Source organism: Streptomyces sp. NPDC031479 (assembly GCF_055581065.1).
In genome coordinates this window covers 56,176-71,785 of the sequence record NZ_JBVIKC010000020.1, presented here as the reverse complement: position 1 = coordinate 71,785, position 15,610 = coordinate 56,176, and the positions used below count along the sequence as shown (strand labels likewise).

Sequence of the window (15,610 nt, the reverse complement as noted above, 5' to 3'; positions counted from 1 at the left end):
GTGATCAGTCCACCGTCACGTAGTCGGGACCGGAGTAACGCCCGGTGCTCAGCTTCTGGCGCTGCATGAGCAGGTCGTTCAGCAGGCTGGAGGCGCCGAAGCGGAACCACTCGTTGGTCAGCCAGTCCGCGCCCGCGGTCTCGTTGACCAGGACCAGGAACTTCAGCGCGTCCTTGGTGGTCCGGATGCCGCCGGCGGGCTTCACGCCGATCTGAATGCCAGTCTGCGCCTTGAAGTCGCGGACGGCTTCGAGCATCAGCAGCGTGTTCGCCGGGGTGGCGTTGACGCCGACCTTGCCGGTGGAGGTCTTGATGAAGTCGGCGCCCGCGAGCATGCCGATCCAGGAGGCGCGGCGGATGTTGTCGTAGGTCGACAGCTCGCCGGTCTCGAAGATCACCTTGAGCCGGGCGGCGGTGCCGTCCTCGCGGACGCACGCCTCCTTGACGGCCTTGATCAGCTCGTACGTGTCCAGGTAGCGGCCGGCGAGGAAGGCGCCACGGTCGATGACCATGTCGATCTCGTCGGCGCCGGCGGCGACGGCGTCGCGGGTGTCGGCGAGCTTGACGGGCAGGGCCGCGCGGCCGGCCGGGAAGGCGGTGGCGACGGAGGCGACCTTGACGTCGGCGCCGTTCAGCCCGGCCTTGGCGGTGGCCACCATGTCGGGGTAGACGCAGACCGCGGCGGTCATCGGCGTGCTGCGGTCGGTCGGGTCGGGGTTGACGGCCTTGGCGGCGAGCGCCCGCACCTTGCCCGGGGTGTCCGCACCCTCAAGCGTGGTCAGGTCGATCATCGAGATGGCCAGGTCGATGGCGTACGCCTTGGCCGTCGTCTTGATCGAGCGGGTGCCGAGGGAGGCCGCGCGGGCCTCCAGGCCGACTGCGTCTACGCCGGGCAGCCCGTGCAGGAAGCGGCGCAGCGCGCTGTCGGACGTCGTCACGTCAGCGAATGCGGTGAGGGTGGTGGGCATGGTCACCACATGAGCATATCTACGCGCGTAGCTTCCTGTCACCCCCCTCGCGCACATCTGCGCGTGACATCCGTCATCGGTGCACCCGGCCGGGCGTACGGCACAATCGGCGGCATGACTACGCCCTCCCCCCACGAGCCGGTCTACGCCGACCGCGTCTACCGCTCCCCCATGGCCGTCGTCACCGGGGTGGTGCTGCTGGCCCTGATCGCCTGGCTGTGCGGGGACGCCGTCGTGCGCGGCGAGGGGAGCGCCCGCTGGGTCGGGCTCGCCATCGCGCTGTTCGCCGTACCACTGACGGTCGCCTTCACCGTGCGGCCGGCGGTCTTCGCCAACGACGACCGGATGCGGGTGCGCAACCCCTTCCGCATCATCGAGCTGCCCTGGGGGGCCGTGGACGCGGTGCGCGCCGGGTACTCGGCGGAGGTGCTCGCGGAGGGGTCGAAGTACCAGCTCTGGTCGGTGCCGGTGTCGCTGCGCGAGCGCAAGAAGGCGAGCCGCAAGTTCAGCCGCCGTGACGCGCTGGGCGGCAAGGGGCTCGGGCAGGACGGCGGCGCGGGCACGGCGGGCACGGCGGGCACGGCCGGTCCCGAGCGGGCCGCCGCCGACCAGGTCGTGGACGAGCTGCGCGAGCTCGCCGAGCGCGGGGCCGCGCGGCCCGGGGCGCAGGGCTCCGTCTCCGTGAAGTGGGCCTACGAGATCATCGCTCCCACCGTGGTCGGCGCGGTCGCGCTGATCGTCCTGCTCGCCACGGGCTGACCCGGCGCGCGATCGGCGAATTGCACCACTCCCCCGGGCAGGTCCGGAACCGGCGCCACCGGGGGGTGCGTCCTCCCGGGTGTGCACCGTCTTGAGGGCAGCGGCAGCGCCGCCACCGCCACACAGCTCCCGCTCCGGCTCCGCCTCCTGAGCGGGGCCCTGCTGGCCGCTCATCTGGTCCTCGTCGGATGGCTGACCCTGCGCCCGCTGGACGTCCCCTGGGCGGCGGCGGCGAACCTGGACTTCCTGGAGGGCATCCGGGCGGACCTCGCCTACGGGCCGCTGGAGGCCGCGCGGCGGATCGGTGAGGGAGTGGCCCTGCTGGCCCCGCTGGGGGCGTTGCTGCCGCTGGCCGGCGGCCGGCTCACCCACTCGTCGCTGGGCGCGTGGTCCTCGCTGGGCCGCACGACGGCCGCGACGGTACTGATCTCCCTGAGCATCGAGATGCTGCAGAGCGCGGTCCCGGGCCGGGTCGTGGACGTGGACTCGCTGCTGCTGAACACGCTCGGGGTGGTCCTCGTCCACCTCGCGGTGCTGCCGGCCCTGAGGGCCCGGATGCGGCGCTCGCTGCGGCCTCAGGGGTCCACCCCGAGAATTACCAGGGTCGGCCTGGCACCTTGGGCCGAGGTCCTGTCGGCGGTACCGCGGGAGTATTGAGACATCGCACGGGACACGGGATTCCGGGCGGTTCCGATACGAAAGTCCCGCTACGAAGGAGACAGACCATGAGCGCGATGACCCGCCCCCGTGACGGTCGGATGATCGGTGGCGTCTGCGCCGGCCTCGCGCGCCGCTTCGGAATCAAGACGCGGACGATGCGCATCATTTTCGTGCTGTCGTGCCTGCTGCCCGGCCCGCAGTTCCTGATCTACCTGGCGCTGTGGCTGCTGATGCCGAACGAGAAGGCCTCTTCCGCCACCGGTTCGGCGCGCACCGCCTGGTAGTCCGGGCCACGGCGGCCCCGGCCGTCGGGGTGGACCCGCCGCGGTCCCGGGCGGGCCGAAGAGGGATCCGCGCGGAATCCGAGGAGCGTTCAGCCCGCCTTGCGGACCTTCTCCAGCTGCTTGTCCGCCACTTCCTGCGGGACCAGCACCTTCTTGTCGGCGGAGGCCACGTTGAGGGCCATCAGGCGCACGACCCGGTCCCCCTCGCGCACGACGACCAGGTGGACCTGTGCCGAGACGCCCGCGGCGGCGGCCGTCGTGGTCCAGCTGACGCTCTCGTCGCCGTCGGCCTTGTAGGGGGTCGCCTTCACGTCGCGGTAGGCGCCGGTCTGCTGCTGGACGGTGGCGGTGAAGCCCGCGCCGCAGGCCGCCACGGCCTCGCGCAGCCGGGAGAGGACCCGCTTGGCGTCGCTCTCGCTGTAGGAGCTGACGGAGGCGGAGACCGCGAGCCCGGCCTGCTTCTGCGAGCCGACGCCGCGGTTGACGGTCTCGTGCGCCGCCGGGTCCGGCTTGTCGCCCATGACGTCGGCGAGGGGCTGGCAGGCCTTCTTGTCCGCCTGCGGCTGGCCGTCGGGGGCGTTCGGGTTCTTGCCCTGCGCTGAGATCTGATAGCCGGCCAGGTCGCCCTGCCGGAGGGCGGCCGCCTCCAGGGTGGCGTCCTTGGCCTTGGGCGCGGCGGAGACGGCCGGGGCGCCGGAGGCACCCGGGGCGGGGGCCGCCGCGGAACCCTTCGGGTCCGGGGACCTGCCCGCTGCGGGGGCCGGGGATCCACTGCACCCCACCGCCGCGAGGAGCAGGCAGGGAACCAGTGCGATCATCGTCGCTCGTGCCTTCATGCGCATGACCTTGACCTCATACCCCGTGCGTCGGCGGGCAGTTGGTGGCGATCGTGGCACACCGCGCGGCGGAGTACACACCCGTTCGAAGGGGTGCGCGTCCGCCGCACGCGCGTGCGCATCGCGGCAGCGTCAGCCGCCGAGGCCGTTCAGGGCGCCGGTGGCCGGGGCCAGGCCGCCGAGCAGGTTCGTGACCGGGGCGGTCGGGTCGGAGGACTGCTGACCGTCCTGGCCGTGCTCGGTCTGGTTCGTGAGCGAGCTGGTGGCCCCCGTGACGGTGCCGAGGGCGTCCGTCAGGTTGGCGGCCGGGAGCCCGGCGGCGGAGGCGGTGCCGGCAGCGCCCGCGGCGAGGGCGGCTCCGACGACAGCGAGACCGAGGGACTTGGCAGCTGACAGCTTCATGAATTGTCCTTGCGACGGGGAATTGAGCGGCTCCGCAAGCTAGTCACGTCAAACCCCCGGCCGCAAACATAAGTCAATATGAGAAAGCGCCCGGGAGTTGGTGCTCCCGAGCGCTTTCCGTGCGTTATCCCGTGGCCTAGGCCGATACAGTTCCGCTGGTCGAAGCGGTCTGACGGAACAGCCACTCGGACTTCAGCTCCGCATAGCCCGGCTTGATCACGTCGTTGATCATCGCCAGTCGTTCATCGAAAGGAATGAACGCGGACTTCATCGCATTGACGGTGAACCACTGCATGTCGTCGAGCGAGTAGCCGAAGGCGTCGACCAGGTGCTCGAACTCGCGGCTCATGCTGGTGCCGCTCATCAGCCGGTTGTCGGTGTTGACCGTCAGGCGGAAGTGCAGCTTGCGCAGCAGACCGATCGGGTGCTCGGCGTACGAGGCGGCCGCGGCCGTCTGCAGGTTCGAGGTCGGGCACATCTCCAGGGGGATGCGCTTGTCCCGGACGTACGAGGCAAGGCGGCCCAGCTTCACCGAGCCGTCCTCGGCGACCTCGATGTCGTCGATGATCTTCACGCCGTGGCCGAGCCGGTCGGCGCCGCACCACTGCAGGGCCTGCCAGATCGACGGCAGGCCGAAGGCCTCGCCCGCGTGGATCGTGAAGTGGTTGTTCTCGCGCTTGAGGTACTCGAACGCGTCGAGGTGACGGGTGGGGGGGAACCCTGCCTCGGCGCCGGCGATGTCGAAGCCGACCACGCCGTTGTCGCGGTAGCGGTTGGCCAGTTCGGCGATCTCCAGCGCGCGGGCCGCGTGCCGCATGGCCGTCAGCAGCGCTCCGACGCGGATGCGGTGGCCGTTGGCCTTGGCGCGGCGCTCGCCCTCGCGGAAGCCGTCGTTGACCGCCTCGACGACCTCTTCGAGGGTCAGACCGGCTTCCAGGTGCTGCTCCGGGGCGTAGCGGATCTCGGCGTACACGACGCCGTCCTCGGCCAGGTCCTCGGCGCACTCCGCGGCGACCCGGAAGAGGGCCTCCTTGGTCTGCATGACCGCGCAGGTGTGCGCGAAGGTCTCCAGGTAGCGCGGGAGGGAGCCGGAGTCGGCTGCTTCGCGGAACCAGATGCCCAGCTTGTCGGCATCGGTCTCGGGAAGGTTCTCGTAGCCGACCTCGCGGGCCAGCTCGATGATGGTCCCGGGGCGCAGCCCACCGTCGAGGTGGTCGTGCAGGAGCACCTTCGGGGAGCGGCGGATCTGATCCGGGGTGGGCAGGTTGGGGGTCTCGCTCGTCATCTGCGCACTCTAGCTCCTACGCGCGTAGAGCACCGGTTGGCGCAGGGGGTCGATATGTAACAGAGACCGTACGGACGGGTGGCGTACACCTGTCAGTCTGAGACTGTTCCGCCATGGCACAGCATGCGCCGCCGGCGCGCGGGGCCCGTCTGGGGCGGGCGGCCGGCGCGAACGGCTCGGGTTCGACGGTCAGTGGTGTGGTCCTCCTGCTTCCCGGAGCGTCCAGACTCTCCCCCGGTCCGGTGCGTCCGCTCGCGCGGGCACTGGCCCGGACGGGCGGACGGGACGGGCTGGTCGCGCACACCGTGGCGCACGGCGCGGGCTCCCGGGAGGAGGCCGCGCGGTGGGCGGTGGAGGAGGCGGTACGGCTCTACGGGGACGTGCCCGTGTGCCTGGCCGGCTACTCCGCGGGCGGCGGGGCGGCACTGCGGGAGGCGGGGCACGATGCCGTCAACTCGGTGCTGGCGCTCGCCCCTTGGCTGCCGGAGGCCGCGCGCGAGGCCTCCCCTGAACCGGTGAAACAGCTCGCGGGCCGTCATGTGCTGATCGTGCACGGCACGAACGACGCGCGCAGCGACCCGGAGTCCTCCTTCCGGCTGGCGGCGCGGGCCAAGAAGGCGAATCGTTCTACCTGCCGGTTCGAGGTGCACTCCGACGGGCACGGGCTGCGCGACCACCAGGCGGAAGTGGTGGCGCTCTGCGTGGACTTCGTCCTCGGGTCGATGTTCTCCGGGCGGTACTCGCGGCCGGTGACCGACGCCCTGGCGGCGCCGCCGCCGCTGGGGCTGCGGATGCCGCTGGCCTCGGGGTTCGGGCGGTCCCTGCGCGGCTGAGGATCCGCTGTCGGACGGGCGGCGCGAGCGTAGAGTGAGGAGTGGACTCGGGGTGGCTCGGGGTGCCTTGCGGGAGGCGATCACCCATGGCCGGACTGGTGCGCAGAAGCTTCGACAGCGCCGACGAGACGCGGCCGTTCGAGGGCGGAAAGGGCAGGCTGGACCTCCTCCAGACCGCCGACGGGCCCGTCGGGCGGGCCGTGTTCGAACCGGGCTGGAAGTGGTCCGAGCACGTCAAGCCGCTGGCGGGCACCGACAGCTGCGAGTCCGCGCACACCGGGTACGTGGTGAGCGGGCGCATCCAGGTCGTCATGGACGACGGGGAGAGCGGCGAGTACGGCACCGGTGACTTCCTGCAGATCGCGCCCGGACACGACGCCTGGGTACTGGGGGACGACCCCTGTGTCGTCCTGGACTGGACCGGCTACGGGAGCTACGCGAAGCCCGCGTCCTGATCCCACACCCGCCGAACCGCCCGTCGAAACCACCCGTCGAACCGCCCGTCGGTCACCCGTCGAGGAAGACCGGGTTGGTGAGCGCCGCCGGGGCGCCCGGCAGCGGCGGGGCGCCCGCCGGATGGCGGACCTCCGCCCGTACGTAGGCCGAGCGCGCCGGCGTGGTGTGCCACTCCACCGGGGCGGGCACCGCGTCGGCCGCGGCGGCCGGCACGGTGAGGACCACGCCCTGGTCGGTCACCAGCCGCAGCTCGCAGCCCTCGGTGGCGGAGCCGGTCACCGAGAGCCGTACGAGCACGTCCGTGTCCGGGTCGGGGGTGGACAGGCGCCCGCCGATGCCGGCGTGCGCGCCGCGGCCGGTCACGGCGTCGAAGGAGACGGTGACGCGGTCGGACTCCGCGGCGTAGGAGCGGCCGGAGCGCAGGCCCGCGAGGACCGCCTCGCGGGTGAGGTCGTCGGCCAGGACCACGGTCTGCGGGGTGCCGACCCGGTCCGGGTCGCGGTGGTGGTCGCTGCCCGCGACGGCCGGGAGCCGGCGGTCGCCGCGGGCGCCGCGCAGGGTGGCGTCCCAGGAGGCCAGCGCGACCTCGTCGTCCGGGGTCCAGGGACCGTTCCAGACCTCGACCGCGTCGGCCTCGCCGAAGCCGAACTTCCAGGCGCAGCCGATGCAGGTGGCGTGCGGGTGCGCGGGCACGACGAGGCCGCCCGCGCCCCGGATCGTACGGGCGAACCGGCCGAAGCGGTCGTCGCGGGCCCGGTAGCGCCAGTCGACGAAGGTGCCGGGGTCGGTGCCGACGGCCAGGACGTGGCCGGTGCGGGTGGTGACCTCCTCACCCGTGAGGACGAGGAGCTCCGGGGGGACGACATCGGCCCAGGCGGCGTGCGCGGAGTGGGTGTTGTGGTCGGAGGAGTTGATGAAGTCCAGGCCGGCGGCGCGGGCGAGGGCGGCGGTCTCGGCCGGGGTGCGGCGCCCGTCGGAGTGCACGGAGTGGACGTGGAGGTCGCCGCGGTACCAGGCGCGGCCGCGGCCCCGGGCACGCTGCGACGGGTAGCGGAGCGGGGCCCCGGGGGCGGCGGGTCCGTAGGAGAACGTCGCGGTGATCTCGTACGGGAGTCCTCGCGGGGCCACCGTGTACGGGCCGAGGAGCAGGTGCCAGCGGCCCGGGTCGATGGGGCCGGGCAGGTAGCCGGGGGTGGCCGCGTCGGTGCGCAGGAAGAACTCCGCGCGGGCGCCGCCGGACCAGCCGCGGAAGCCGTGGCCGCCGAGGGCGGTGCCGCGCGGGTCGAAGATGCCGATGTCCAGGGCGTTGCCGGGGGTGCCGGGCGGCACCGGGGGCTTCTCGTAGGTGTAGGAGACGTGCAACTCGCGTACGCCGGCGGGGACGTCCAGGGGGACTTCGACGAAGTCCGGGGCGCCCGCGGGGATGGTGCCGCGCAGGGTCCTGGTCGTGGGGGCTCCCCCGGTGCCGGTGCCCGTGCCGGTGACGGCGGAGGAGACGTGCGGGGCGGCCGCGGCGGCCGCCAGCAGATCGCGTCGGGTCATCGCCATGTCCCCAGGGTGGCCGGGGGAGGTGAATCCCGCGTGGATTCGGTGTGTGGGCGGTCTAGCCGGTGCGCGGGGCGGGGGCGGGGGCGCGGAGGAGGGTGGTGGCCCGGTCCAGGCTGCGGGTGAGGGCGGGGCGGGTGGGGCCGGTGGCGAGGACGTACGCGTGGTGGAGGGCGCCGGTGGGGGCCCGGCGGACGGTGGCGTCCGCCGGGACCTGGAGCCGGACGCGCACCACTCCGGGGAGGGCACGGGCGGCGGTGAGGGCGTCGGCGGCCCCGGCGGGGCCGCTGCCGGGCGGGAAGTCGACGTAGCGCAGGCCCGCGTGGGCGGTGGCGGGCGGTTTGCGGACGGGCGCGGGCAGGCCGAGGCCGGCGGTGAGGGCGTGGGCGAGTACGTCGGTGCCGTGCGCGAGGCGCAGCAGCCGGGTGACCTCCTCGGCGCCGGGGTGGGGGTGCGTCTCGATCAGGCGGGGGCCGCGGGCGGTGAGGACGACCTCGGTGTGGGAGGGGCCGTCGCGGTGGCCGGCGAGGTCGAGCACGCCGCGCACGAGGGCCCGTACGGCTTCGGCGGTGGCGGGGTCGAGGGCGACGGGCGCGTCGTGCCCGGCGGCGGTGGGGGCGTGGGCGGGCGGGCCCGGTTCGGGGGTGGGGGCGGGCAGGCTCCTGGTCCAGCCGAGGACGCGGTGGCGGCCCTGCCGGGAGAGGGTCTGGACGGCGAGTTCGGGGCCTTCCAGGAACTCCTCCACCAGCAGGTCGGTGACCTCGGGATAGTGCGGGGCGGCGGCCCGCGCCCCGGCCTCGTCGTGGACGACGAGCACGCCTTCGCCATGGGCGCCCGCGCGGGGCTTGATCACGCAGGGGTAGCCGATCAGGGCGGTGAGGAAGGGGATGAGGGCGGCCCGGCCGCAGCGGGCGAAGGAGACGGGCCGGGCGGGGTGGAGGGTGTTGGCGCGGGCGCGCAGGGCGGCCTTGTCCATGAGGGCGGTGACGGCGGAGGCCGGGGTGCCGGGCAGGCCGAGGGCCTCGTTGGCGCGGGCGGCGGCCAGGGCCGTGGCGGGGCCGAAGCCGAAGACGCGGGCCCTGCCGTGGCCGACCTCCGCCAGCCGGGCGACGGCCCCGACCAGGCGGGGGTGGTCGCGCCAGTCCGTCCGTACCCGCCGCTCCGCCCCCTCACGGTCGGATGGCACCGATGGATCCGGCGCGACCACCACGGTGCGCGCGCCCGCACGGCGGGCGGCGGCCACCTCGGCGGGACACGGGCCGAGCAGGACCGCCACGGGTCGGTGCCGTGGTCCGGTGGTCGTCCCCTGCTGCCGCATACCGCGCCCCCCGTCACGCCGTGCCCCCACTGTGCCGGTCCGGCATATGCCTGAGTCGCCCTTTCAGGCGTCGAGTTGCCGCCTTGCGGGAACACGAGGGGTTTACAAACGGACACACACAGGGACGAATAGGCATATGCCAGTGGATGCCGAGGAAGTCGACCGGGCGGGGGGCGGGGGCGATCTGAGCCCCGCCGCGCGACGCCTCTACGCCTACGCGGTGGAACGGCCGGCCTTCACCGCCGCCGAGGCCACCTCGGCCCTCGGCGTCCGCGCGGGTGCCGCGATCACCGAGCTGGCCGCCGGGCACCTGCTCCAGCGGGCCCCGGGGACGGGCCCGGAGCGGTGGACCGCGGTGGCGCCCCGGGCCGCGGCGGCCCGCGCGCTGGCCCCGCTCGCGCTGCTCGTACGGGAGACCCACGACGAGATGGACCGGCTGCGCGGACGGCTGGAGGCGCTGGTGCCCGCGTACGAGGCGGGGGCCGCGCACCGCGACCTGAGCGGGGCGGGCCGGCTGGAGCTGGTGACGGACCTGGGGGCGGTGCGCGGGCTGATCACGGAGCTGGCGGCGGGGTGCGAGCGGGAACTGCTGACCTCCCAGCCGGGCGGCGGGCGTCCGCAGGAAACCCTGGAGGAGGCGGTCGGGCGGGACGAGTCGCTGCTGGCCCGCGGGGTCCGGATGCGGACGATCTACCAGCACACGGCGCGCTACTCACGGCCGACGGCGGCGTACGTCGAGCGGGTGACGGCGCTGGGCGCGCAGGTGCGGACGCTGGGCGACGGGCTGATGCGGATGCTGATCTTCGACGCGCGGACGGGGCTGATGGCGGTGCCGGACCGGACGGGGGCGGCGCTGGTGGTCCGCGAGCCGAGCGTCGTCCACTTCATGACGGCCGCCTTCGAGCGGTCCTGGCTGGGGGCGCAGCCGTTCGCCACGACGGTGAGTCCGGATGCGGCCCGGTCGATCTCGGACGAGCTGCGGCAGACGATCGTGCGGCTGCTGTCGGAGGGGCTGGAGGACAAGGTGATCGCGCGCCGGCTGGGGATGTCGGAGCGGACGTGCCAGCGGCACATCGCGGAGATCATGCGAACGGTCGGCGCCAAGTCCCGCTTCCAGGCCGGGTACCTGCTCTCCGCCGTGACCGCGTGCCGGGACGCGGAGGAGGGCCCCACAAGCAGCAACGGGCGAGTCCGGTGAGGTGACGCCTCGGCCCGCCGGGTACCACCCGGCGGGCCGGGGCCGACCGTCAAACAAGCGAGGGCAGGATGCCGCGCGGCCACCGGCCCAGCCAGAACGCTGCCGTCGAGGGCTGCTCCTGGTGTTCGGTCGATCCGTCGTGCAGCAGGTACTCGGTCGGAGCCAGGTAGCCCTCACCGCGGTCGAGACGTATGCGGGTGAGGAGGATGCTCTGTCCGCCGGCGACATAGACGCGATAGTCCTCGGTGTGGGGATACCACTCGTGGTGGTCTTCGGGGTGGACGGCCCGACATACCGCCTGGGCGTCGAGGGCGCCGAGAATGATGTACCGACTTCCGGGGCCGAGGTTCAGGCAGAGCCTTCGGCGGGCGGTGTGCTTCTCCGCGTACGGGAGCTTGTCCCAGTTGTCCAGGTGAAGGCCGACCAGACGACCGTCCCGGTAGTTGTCCGTGGTCGTCGCCATGCCCGCTCTGGCGAGGGCCTGTCCGAGGTACACGGCCTCCGGGTCGCCCATCGGCCGGATGAGGTCTTCGAGCGGGAGACCGTCCCGGAACGGCGGCCGGACGATCTCCACCAGCGTGCTGTCCAGGGGCCTTCGCGGCGCGCTGACGGCCCTGAGGTCCGCGTCGGCCATGGGACGCCACTGGCCGGAGGGGACGACCGAACCCGGCTCGTACTCGACGTCATCGGGTGAGGCCGCCCGGGCGGTGGCGACCTCACAGCGTGCGCGGAGCGCAGCCGGATCGCCGAATGCGATGTGAAGGGGCACGGGGTCTCCGGTTCAGTCGTCGCCGATGGAAATGTCGAGGTCGCTCACCAGGGCCGCGGCCAGTTCGGCTTCCTGCCCGGGGGTGATGCGGATCTTGGACAGATGCGCGACGCCACGGACGGCGGACAGGTCATTGCCCCGCAAATCCGTGTTTCGGTAGCGGCCGGTGCCGAACTCCGTGAGCCTCAGCGTGCAGTCGGTGAACACCGCGCCGGAGAGGTCGCACTCGGTGAACGCGGCCTCTGTGAAGGCGCAGCCGGCAAAGGCGAGGGGACCGGTGGAGCGGACCCTCTCGAAGGTGGCGTAATCAAATCTGCAGCCCTCAAAAAGGACGTCATCGAGTACCAGACCGTCCAGCGCGGCGCCCATCAGCTTGCAGTCACGGACATGTACGCGGGTCAGCTTGCTGTCGCTCCAGCGGGTGGAGCCGAGATCACTGCCGACGATCTCGACGGCGTGGAGGCTCAGGGCGTCGAGCTCGACTCGCCTGGAGCGCAGCCCGGCGATGCGGCCGGTGACGAGCTGGGCATCGGTCAGTTCGAGCGAGCGCAGGTCGGCCTCTTCATACGCGAAGTCCTGGACGGTGCCGCACGCGCTGTCGAGCGACTCGACGTTGTTGAGGCAGAGACCGGGGCCGCCGAGGTCGGGTGTGGTGACGGTGATGTGGCCGAAGGTGCGGGTGGCCATGTGGTGCTCCTTCGCGGAGGTGACAGGGCGGCCCCTCGTTCGCGTGGAACCGCCCCGGTGTCGGGTGCTACTTCTCTGCCTTGCTCCAGTCGTCCCACGTGGGCCGGTTGTCGAACGGGGACGAGCTGGGGTTGTCCCAGGTGGGCCGGTTGTCGAACGTAGCCAGCGCCTGGGTGCCGACAGCCGGCAGCAGGGACTGGAATCCGGCGGCCGAGTCCAGTACGAGGGTGGTGGCGTCAGCGGGCGTGTGCACGGACATGTCGGGTGACTCCTTCGAGTAGGGCGATTTTGGCAGTGGTGCAGTACCGGGTCCTGGTCCCGTCGAACCGGCCGCCGTGCTCGAAGTACCGGTTCGCGGCATGAGCGCCCCCGCAGAACGCGAAGGTGGGGCAGGTGGCGCGGCAGGCGTCGACGCCCTGCCAGAACTCGGCGATCCAGGGGGAGCGCTCCTCGGCCTCGGCCACCAGGACGTCGAGACCGTCCACCAGTACGTTTCCGGTCGTGAAATCCCCGAAGCGGTCGTCGTCGAACCCGGCGAGCTCCGGGGAGAGCATGATCACGCCGCCGTCGTACGCGACGGTCGGAAGTGGGTCCCAGGCCGCCGTGATCGGTGTGGGGGCGCCGTCCTGGGCGCCCAGGACGGCCCCCGCGAAGTTGAGGACGCGCTGGACCTCGCGCAGGCGCACCACCGGACTCGCCCGCCAGGCGTCCGCGAGGGCGGCCCAGAACTCCACGGCGCGGGAGTGGTCGGTCCGACGGGAGCCCAGGTTGACGCCTTCCTCCTCCTCAACGTTCACGCCAAGGGTCGTCACGCCGAGTTCGGCGAAGAACTCGTAGAAGCGATGGGCGTCCGCCGGATCGGGATCGGAGACGACCGCGATGGCGGAGAACGGGATGCCGTGGAGCCGGAGACGCTCGATTCCGCGCAGAGTCACGCCGAAGCCCGGGCGTCCGGCGAGGGTGACACGGTGGGCGTTCATGTCCTCGGGGCCGTCGATACTCACTCCCACCTGCACGTCACGCTCCAGGAGGAACTCGCACCACGCGGCATCGACCAGAGCGGCGTTCGTCTGCAGGCTGTGTTTAACGCCGTCGAAGGGGGCCATCAGCTCGGCCAGGCGCTCGCGGCCGGTGGCCAGCGGTTCGCCGCCGTGCCAGACGACCTCGAACCCGGGGCGGCCGGCAGCCCATGTGTTGACCGCCGTGGCCACTCCTTCCGCCACCTGCACCGGCATGAGGTTCTTGACCTTGCGGAAGGGGAGGTAGCAGTACGTGCAGTCCATGGGCAGGCACTGCGTGGTCGGCTGCATGATCACCGAGCGCGGGATGGCGGCGAGCCGGGGTGGGCGGGACATCGTGCTCCTCTCGACTGCGTGCGAGGGGGTGGGGCGATGGCTTCACCGGCCCACGGGCCCGGCGGGGGTGTCAGGGGCGACGATCCATTCCCATCCCCTCCTTCGGGCCGCAGGAAAACCGCGCACGGAATGACACGCCGGCTGCAGGGGTCCTCGTACGGGCCGATGAACTGCACTACGGCTTCGCGGTTCTGGGCGGGATCGAACACCCTGGCACCCTCGTAGAGCCACTCGGGCAGGTTCTGGTGGGATGGGGGCGAGGTGGAGAGGTCACTCCTGCTCCTGCCGCTGAGGGTCGGGACGGATGCTGCCGGTCTCCCTCACCAGAAGACCGTGATGCTCAGTCAACCGCCTTTCACGGAACGTGAGTACGGTGATGGTGGCAGCCGACCGTGAAAGCCGTGAAAGTCGGGGGACCAACATGACGGCAGGCACACCGAACACCGCCCTGGCCGCGCTCTTCGAAGAAACGGGCTGGTCGCGGGGCCAGTTCATCCGGGCCATCGCCCGCGTGGGCGCCGAGAGCGGCATTTCCTTCGGCTACGACGAGTCGGCGGTACCGAAGTGGCTGGCGGGAAGCCTGCCGAGGAAACAGGTTCGTCCGCTGGTCTTGGAAGCCCTCTCCCGCAGGCTCGGTCGCCCCGTCAGCGCGTACGCGGCAGGCTTCGCGAATTCACCCGAGCCCTCAGGCCAGACGCCGGATACCGTGGCGGGACTGGTCGATCTCGGGAGCGCTGACATGGATCCCTCACGCAGAAGCGTCCTCGGCGCCGGGCTTTTCTCGGCAGCGGCGGTAATTCCCGGGTGGCCGGACGTCCGCGACCGGTTGCAGCGCGTGCGGGAGGATCCGCACACCCGGATCGGCCGTCCCGAGGTCAGCGCCATCATCTCCATGACCGAGTACATAAGCGATCTCGACGACAAGTTCGGCGGGCGAATGGCCAGGCCGATGGCAGCCGCCTTCCTGGTGAACACGATCGCGCCCGCCCTCAGGGCGACGGCCGGGGACGAGGTGAAGAACGCCTTGCGCTCTGCTACGGCCGATCACCTCTACCTGACCGGGTACATGGCCATGGACGAGCGCGAGGACGGACTGGCGCAGCAGTACTACACCAAGGCCATGGAACTGGCGGGTTCGGCGGGCGACCACCTGACCTACTGCACCACCTTGCGGGGAATGAGCGTCCAGGCAGTCGACCTCGGGCACGGCCCGCTCGCACTGCGCCTGGCTGACGCTGCTGCTGCAGCCTCCCCGCAGGCGGGCCCCCGGATGCTCGCTTTCCTCACCGGCCAGCAGGCGCACGCCGCCGCGCAGACCGGAGATCGGACCGGTGCACTGCAGCGGCTGAGGGCAGCCGAGACAGCCATGGACAAGGCGGAGTCAAGGGCGAAGGCATTCGGGTCCTACGACCCGTCGGCCCTGAACTACCACATCGGGCAGGTACGGTACGAGCTCGGCGACATCGCCGGTTCCATCCAGTCCATGGAGCTCGCGGACCGGCTGCGTGAGCCCGTCTACCGGCGGACCAGGGTCCGGTACAACGCGATGATCGCTGAGTGGAAGCTGGCAGTCGGCCGACTGGAGGAGGCCTGCGTCGACTGGAACCGGGTCCTGGACGACTACCCGCTCGTGCAGTCCGGCCGGTGCGACGATCGCGTCCGGATCATGCTCTCCTCGCTCCGTCCCCACCTCGGCAACGCGCACGCCCGCGAGGCGTACGAGCGGGGCAGGACGATGATCCACACAGGATGACGTTCGCTGTGCCAACGGCTTCCAGGCCGCCTCGTGCCGCAACCTCGCAGGCCCCGGGTGAGAAGGGCGGGCTGAGGACGGCTCGCACGGGGCCGTGTCCCCGGCCCCAGCCGACCCGCCGCCCCAGTCCGACGGGCCGACGGACGGAGTCCGGCGCAGCGGCGCGAAGCCGGTGAGGCCGCCTGCGGCCGAACCGCGCGAGCGGTGCGTCAAAAAGGGGTCCCGCGACGAGATGGACCGGCTGCGCGGACGGCTGGAGGCGCTGGTGCCCGCGTACGAGGCGGGGGCGGCGCTGGTGGTCCGCGAGCCGAGCGTCGTCCACTTCATGACGGCCGCCTTCGAGCGGTCCTGGCTGGGGGCGCAGCCGTTCGCCACGACGGTGAGCCCGGATGCGGCCCGGTCGATCTCGGACGAGCTGCGGCAGACGACCACTGCCCGGAGCGGGACCCCGGGACCGGCGAACCGGTCCGGTGACGGCGGCCGCCCGAAGCCGCGCGCCGCCC

Annotated in this window: 17 protein-coding genes; 7 read left to right on the top strand and 10 right to left on the bottom strand. The window is 72.3% G+C overall.

Annotated features, from left to right (window positions below; genetic code table 11):
- Window positions 1–4 precede the first annotated feature (4 nt).
- On the bottom strand, window positions 5–967 hold the full coding sequence (gene deoC, locus ACZ5D2_RS22540) for a deoxyribose-phosphate aldolase (protein ID WP_266841823.1): 963 nt from the start codon (window positions 965–967) through the stop codon (window positions 5–7).
- 114 nt (window positions 968–1,081) lie between these two features.
- Between deoC and ACZ5D2_RS22535 the strand changes: the two genes are divergently transcribed.
- The 3 genes from ACZ5D2_RS22535 to ACZ5D2_RS22525 all read left to right on the top strand — a co-directional run bounded on the left by ACZ5D2_RS22535 (window position 1,082) and on the right by ACZ5D2_RS22525 (window position 2,670).
- Window positions 1,082–1,726 carry a PH domain-containing protein gene (locus ACZ5D2_RS22535; protein ID WP_468931413.1) on the top strand — a complete coding sequence of 215 codons (645 nt, stop codon included), beginning with the start codon at window positions 1,082–1,084 and terminating at the stop codon, window positions 1,724–1,726.
- A gap of 81 nt (window positions 1,727–1,807) precedes the next feature.
- A complete protein-coding gene (locus ACZ5D2_RS22530; protein ID WP_371676990.1) occupies window positions 1,808–2,383 on the top strand; it encodes a VanZ family protein in 576 nt (191 codons plus the stop codon).
- A gap of 68 nt (window positions 2,384–2,451) precedes the next feature.
- Window positions 2,452–2,670 (top strand): PspC domain-containing protein, encoded by a 219-nt coding sequence (locus ACZ5D2_RS22525; protein ID WP_371676991.1) that lies wholly within the window; start codon window positions 2,452–2,454, stop codon window positions 2,668–2,670.
- A gap of 89 nt (window positions 2,671–2,759) precedes the next feature.
- Here the strand turns inward: ACZ5D2_RS22525 and ACZ5D2_RS22520 are convergent, their stop codons facing one another.
- From ACZ5D2_RS22520 to ACZ5D2_RS22510, 3 genes are all read right to left on the bottom strand, one after another.
- On the bottom strand, window positions 2,760–3,506 hold the full coding sequence (locus ACZ5D2_RS22520; protein ID WP_371676992.1) for a hypothetical protein: 747 nt from the start codon (window positions 3,504–3,506) through the stop codon (window positions 2,760–2,762).
- Between the two features lie 132 nt (window positions 3,507–3,638).
- Window positions 3,639–3,908: a hypothetical protein gene (locus ACZ5D2_RS22515; RefSeq protein ID WP_266841333.1), complete on the bottom strand. Its 270-nt coding sequence runs from the start codon at window positions 3,906–3,908 to the stop codon at window positions 3,639–3,641.
- A gap of 136 nt (window positions 3,909–4,044) precedes the next feature.
- Window positions 4,045–5,193 carry an adenosine deaminase gene (locus ACZ5D2_RS22510; RefSeq protein WP_371676993.1) on the bottom strand — a complete coding sequence of 383 codons (1,149 nt, stop codon included), beginning with the start codon at window positions 5,191–5,193 and terminating at the stop codon, window positions 4,045–4,047.
- Between the two features lie 113 nt (window positions 5,194–5,306).
- Between ACZ5D2_RS22510 and ACZ5D2_RS22505 the strand changes: the two genes are divergently transcribed.
- Entirely contained in the window at window positions 5,307–6,026 is a 720-nt protein-coding gene (locus ACZ5D2_RS22505; RefSeq protein ID WP_468931406.1) for an alpha/beta hydrolase, read from the top strand.
- An 86-nt stretch (window positions 6,027–6,112) separates the two neighbouring features.
- Entirely contained in the window at window positions 6,113–6,481 is a 369-nt protein-coding gene (locus ACZ5D2_RS22500) for a cupin domain-containing protein (RefSeq protein WP_371676995.1), read from the top strand.
- A 52-nt stretch (window positions 6,482–6,533) separates the two neighbouring features.
- Here ACZ5D2_RS22500 and ACZ5D2_RS22495 read toward each other — a convergent pair whose 3' ends face one another.
- The gene (locus tag ACZ5D2_RS22495; protein ID WP_468931402.1) at window positions 6,534–8,030 is read right to left on the bottom strand and encodes a CehA/McbA family metallohydrolase; all 1,497 of its coding nucleotides are present in this window, start codon (window positions 8,028–8,030) and stop codon (window positions 6,534–6,536) included.
- A 55-nt stretch (window positions 8,031–8,085) separates the two neighbouring features.
- Window positions 8,086–9,213: an ATP-grasp domain-containing protein gene (locus ACZ5D2_RS22490; protein ID WP_371676997.1), complete on the bottom strand. Its 1,128-nt coding sequence runs from the start codon at window positions 9,211–9,213 to the stop codon at window positions 8,086–8,088.
- A gap of 274 nt (window positions 9,214–9,487) precedes the next feature.
- Between ACZ5D2_RS22490 and ACZ5D2_RS22485 the strand changes: the two genes are divergently transcribed.
- Window positions 9,488–10,543, top strand: coding sequence for a LuxR C-terminal-related transcriptional regulator (locus ACZ5D2_RS22485; protein ID WP_371676998.1), 1,056 nt, complete (start codon window positions 9,488–9,490; stop codon window positions 10,541–10,543).
- A gap of 49 nt (window positions 10,544–10,592) precedes the next feature.
- Here the strand turns inward: ACZ5D2_RS22485 and ACZ5D2_RS22480 are convergent, their stop codons facing one another.
- From ACZ5D2_RS22480 to amcB, 4 genes are all read right to left on the bottom strand, one after another.
- Entirely contained in the window at window positions 10,593–11,312 is a 720-nt protein-coding gene (locus ACZ5D2_RS22480; RefSeq protein ID WP_468931399.1) for a hypothetical protein, read from the bottom strand.
- Window positions 11,313–11,324: 12 nt separating this feature from the next.
- Window positions 11,325–11,999: a pentapeptide repeat-containing protein gene (locus ACZ5D2_RS22475; RefSeq protein ID WP_371677000.1), complete on the bottom strand. Its 675-nt coding sequence runs from the start codon at window positions 11,997–11,999 to the stop codon at window positions 11,325–11,327.
- Between the two features lie 67 nt (window positions 12,000–12,066).
- Window positions 12,067–12,258 carry a multiple cyclophane-containing RiPP AmcA gene (amcA, locus tag ACZ5D2_RS22470; protein WP_371677001.1) on the bottom strand — a complete coding sequence of 64 codons (192 nt, stop codon included), beginning with the start codon at window positions 12,256–12,258 and terminating at the stop codon, window positions 12,067–12,069.
- Window positions 12,236–13,354 (bottom strand): cyclophane-forming radical SAM peptide maturase AmcB, encoded by a 1,119-nt coding sequence (amcB, locus tag ACZ5D2_RS22465; protein ID WP_468931395.1) that lies wholly within the window; start codon window positions 13,352–13,354, stop codon window positions 12,236–12,238. The genes amcA and amcB overlap by 23 nt, the downstream gene beginning before the upstream one ends.
- A 421-nt stretch (window positions 13,355–13,775) precedes the next feature.
- On the opposite strand from amcB, the gene ACZ5D2_RS22460 reads away from it, so the two are divergent.
- Complete coding sequence (locus tag ACZ5D2_RS22460) at window positions 13,776–15,107, top strand: tetratricopeptide repeat protein (protein WP_468931508.1); 1,332 nt, start codon at window positions 13,776–13,778, stop codon at window positions 15,105–15,107.
- Window positions 15,108–15,610 lie beyond the last annotated feature (503 nt).

Coding starts and splice junctions, on each gene's coding strand:
- deoC (WP_266841823.1), bottom strand. CDS start 967: ATGCCCACCACCCTCACCGCATTCGCTGACGTGACGACGTCCGACAGC.
- ACZ5D2_RS22535 (WP_468931413.1), top strand. CDS start 1,082: ATGACTACGCCCTCCCCCCACGAGCCGGTCTACGCCGACCGCGTCTAC.
- ACZ5D2_RS22525 (WP_371676991.1), top strand. CDS start 2,452: ATGAGCGCGATGACCCGCCCCCGTGACGGTCGGATGATCGGTGGCGTC.
- ACZ5D2_RS22520 (WP_371676992.1), bottom strand. CDS start 3,506: ATGAAGGCACGAGCGACGATGATCGCACTGGTTCCCTGCCTGCTCCTC.
- ACZ5D2_RS22515 (WP_266841333.1), bottom strand. CDS start 3,908: ATGAAGCTGTCAGCTGCCAAGTCCCTCGGTCTCGCTGTCGTCGGAGCC.
- ACZ5D2_RS22510 (WP_371676993.1), bottom strand. CDS start 5,193: ATGACGAGCGAGACCCCCAACCTGCCCACCCCGGATCAGATCCGCCGC.
- ACZ5D2_RS22505 (WP_468931406.1), top strand. CDS start 5,307: ATGGCACAGCATGCGCCGCCGGCGCGCGGGGCCCGTCTGGGGCGGGCG.
- ACZ5D2_RS22500 (WP_371676995.1), top strand. CDS start 6,113: ATGGCCGGACTGGTGCGCAGAAGCTTCGACAGCGCCGACGAGACGCGG.
- ACZ5D2_RS22495 (WP_468931402.1), bottom strand. CDS start 8,030: ATGGCGATGACCCGACGCGATCTGCTGGCGGCCGCCGCGGCCGCCCCG.
- ACZ5D2_RS22475 (WP_371677000.1), bottom strand. CDS start 11,999: ATGGCCACCCGCACCTTCGGCCACATCACCGTCACCACACCCGACCTC.
- amcA (WP_371677001.1), bottom strand. CDS start 12,258: ATGTCCGTGCACACGCCCGCTGACGCCACCACCCTCGTACTGGACTCG.
- amcB (WP_468931395.1), bottom strand. CDS start 13,354: ATGTCCCGCCCACCCCGGCTCGCCGCCATCCCGCGCTCGGTGATCATG.
- ACZ5D2_RS22460 (WP_468931508.1), top strand. CDS start 13,776: ATGACGGCAGGCACACCGAACACCGCCCTGGCCGCGCTCTTCGAAGAA.